The sequence below is a fragment of the Shewanella sp. UCD-KL21 genome (assembly GCF_001957135.1).
Taxonomy (GTDB): domain Bacteria; phylum Pseudomonadota; class Gammaproteobacteria; order Enterobacterales; family Shewanellaceae; genus Shewanella.
On record NZ_MPHK01000046.1, the window covers coordinates 1 to 2,378 of the forward strand.

At 39.3% G+C, this 2,378-nt stretch carries 2 protein-coding genes and 1 pseudogene; 2 read left to right on the plus strand and 1 reads right to left on the minus strand.

Annotated elements, in window-relative coordinates:
- Window positions 1-209 (plus strand): annotated as a pseudogene (locus tag BM739_RS20385) (group II intron reverse transcriptase/maturase); the annotation flags it as partial.
- A gap of 85 nt (window positions 210-294) precedes the next feature.
- Here BM739_RS20385 and BM739_RS19720 read toward each other — a convergent pair.
- On the minus strand, window positions 295-834 hold the full coding sequence (locus tag BM739_RS19720) for a hypothetical protein (protein WP_139326939.1): 540 nt from the start codon (window positions 832-834) through the stop codon (window positions 295-297).
- Between the two features lie 862 nt (window positions 835-1,696).
- Between BM739_RS19720 and BM739_RS19730 the strand changes: the two genes are divergently transcribed.
- Window positions 1,697-2,378: phage integrase N-terminal SAM-like domain-containing protein (locus tag BM739_RS19730; protein WP_076543309.1), on the plus strand; the 682-nt coding region annotated here is incomplete at its 3' end.

The window sequence follows — 2,378 nt, forward strand, 5'->3', positions numbered from 1 at the left end:
AACCACGGACTAAGGTGCAAAACCTACTTAAACGTGGCGTCAAGATTCAAGTGGCCGTTGGTTGTGGTATCACAAGCAAAGGCCCATGGAGAAGTTCAAAAACACCAGGGATCCAGCAAGCGCTGAGTAATGAGTATCTGAAGAAAGCAGGATTATATTCACTAAGAGATGGATGGGTCGCAGTTCACTATCCTAACCAGAAAGTTTAATTAGGCGTTCTAAATGAACCGCCCTGTGCGGAGCCGCATGCAGGGTGGTGTGGGGGCTGGAGGTTAGATACCTCCGGCTACCCGATTAGCTATTTTTTAAACCATTTTCAGCTCTTTGTTTTCTGATTTTTTCTTTGTTATTTAAAACGTAATCTCGAAACTCAATGAAACTGGCTTCAACTTCAGCATAAATTTCTTTATTAGATAATTTTGGTGTGAAGCCATTTGGGTTTTCTGAATTCCATTTAATTGATTCTTCAATCAGGTCAACCCAGTGATCAGGGTTTTGTCCTGCATATTCATTGATTGGAGTGCCAACCACATATTTTAATGATGAGTAAAGTGCAGGATCCCCTGATGGGTCTATATTTGGGTTTGCCATTAAATAAGCTCTAAACCGCATTTGCCCCACGTAATACCATTTAGCAGCCTCATCTGGCTTACCTTCTTTCAAAAGTTTTGCAGCCAAAATAATATAACTCGATGGGTGCTTACTCGTTATATCTTGTTGGATTTCTTTAACGGATTGTTGAGCTATATTATTCTTCGAATTGGAAGTATTTGTAGATGCGCAAGCACTTATAAATAGAACCATTGAACATAAAACTATATTTCTGAATTTCACGATACTCTCCTTAAATAGCTAACGCCTCAAACACCGGCTTGGTGAAGTTGGCGGCTTTTTTGGAACAAAAAAGGTGACAGCTTTACCAAGTCCGCGTGCTTTGACTTGTTAACTGCTTGCTTGCAGGATTTCACCACGCCTCCCTGATGAATCTACACAGCACTCAATTTCTTTGTTCTCGTTTGTAATTACTCTCACAAGGCTGGCAGATGGCCAACGCCCCTTGTGAAAGAAGAATATAATTTCAGCCGAATTCAGCTCAGCAATATTCATTTGCTCTGATTCTAAGACACCGCAAAAGAACTCTCTTAACGCACTAGTTGATAGCTCGAGTTCTCTGGAGATATCTTTTAGTTCTGGTTTAAATACCGGAGCCAGTAGATTGACTGAAATATCCCTGAAGCCATGTTCTTTACATACAGACCCGAGATGAGGATGCACATAGCATAAACCGCTAACACTATGATGTGCGGTGCTATGTGTGACACTTCTCAATCTCTTTGTGCTTGGCATAGTTCTACTGGCAGTTAACAGCTTATTGATTAGCAGCAGGATAACCTCCTGCTTTCTTGTAAGTCTCTTCGTCAAAATATCACTTGTAAGTGTTTGTTGTAAATATGTTATTTAACAAAAAATACAGGTTAAATATGACAATTTAGCAGATAAAAAAGATGCATAGGTGTTTACGAGGTCTGCATAGCACTTTTATATATATTACAAACTATTGATAATAATGAGTTAATGTCTAAAAGTTAGTATTATCGATGCGCCAATCAAACGATTTATGCATCTTTTTCATAGTAATTATCTTAACTTGAACTATAACTGTATATAAATACAGTATATTAGTAAGGTAACGGTTATGGGGCAATTAACATTTTTGGAGGCTATACGGACAGAGATCAGGGTACGCCATTACAGCTATCAAACAGAAAAATCCTACCTCTATTGGAACCGCTATTTCATTCGACATTGCAATATTCGTCATGGCGCTGATATAACCCACACTTTGATTGAACAATTTCTCAGCTTTTTAGCAGTGGAGTGCGAAGTGTCGGCGAGCACCCAGAAACAGGCCCTATGTGCCATTGTATTTGCTTGTCGCCATGTATTAAAAATTGAGCCCGATGAGTTACAATTTCCCTATGCAAAAGCCCCTAAACGAATACCGCAGGTATTGTCTAACGAAGAAGCAAAACTGATCATCAACAATTTGTCAGGCTACCACTATTTAATTGGTGCCATCCTATTTGGCTCAGGGCTAAGATTAAAGGAAGCCTTAAAACTTAGGGTTAAAGATATTGATCTAACCACTAAATCTATCTTTGTGTACCGAGGTAAAGGGCAAAAAGATCGAGTTTGTATGCTACCTAACGGATTGATTGATTCTCTAAAATCACAAATGAAACAGGTAAAAAAACTCCACGAGACGGATTTGTCAGATGGCTTTGGACTTGCTTCATTGCCCATATCTCTCATCAGAAAATATCGCAGTAACGCCTCTAAGTTTCATTGGCAATATATCTTTCCTGCTAGCCGCCGTT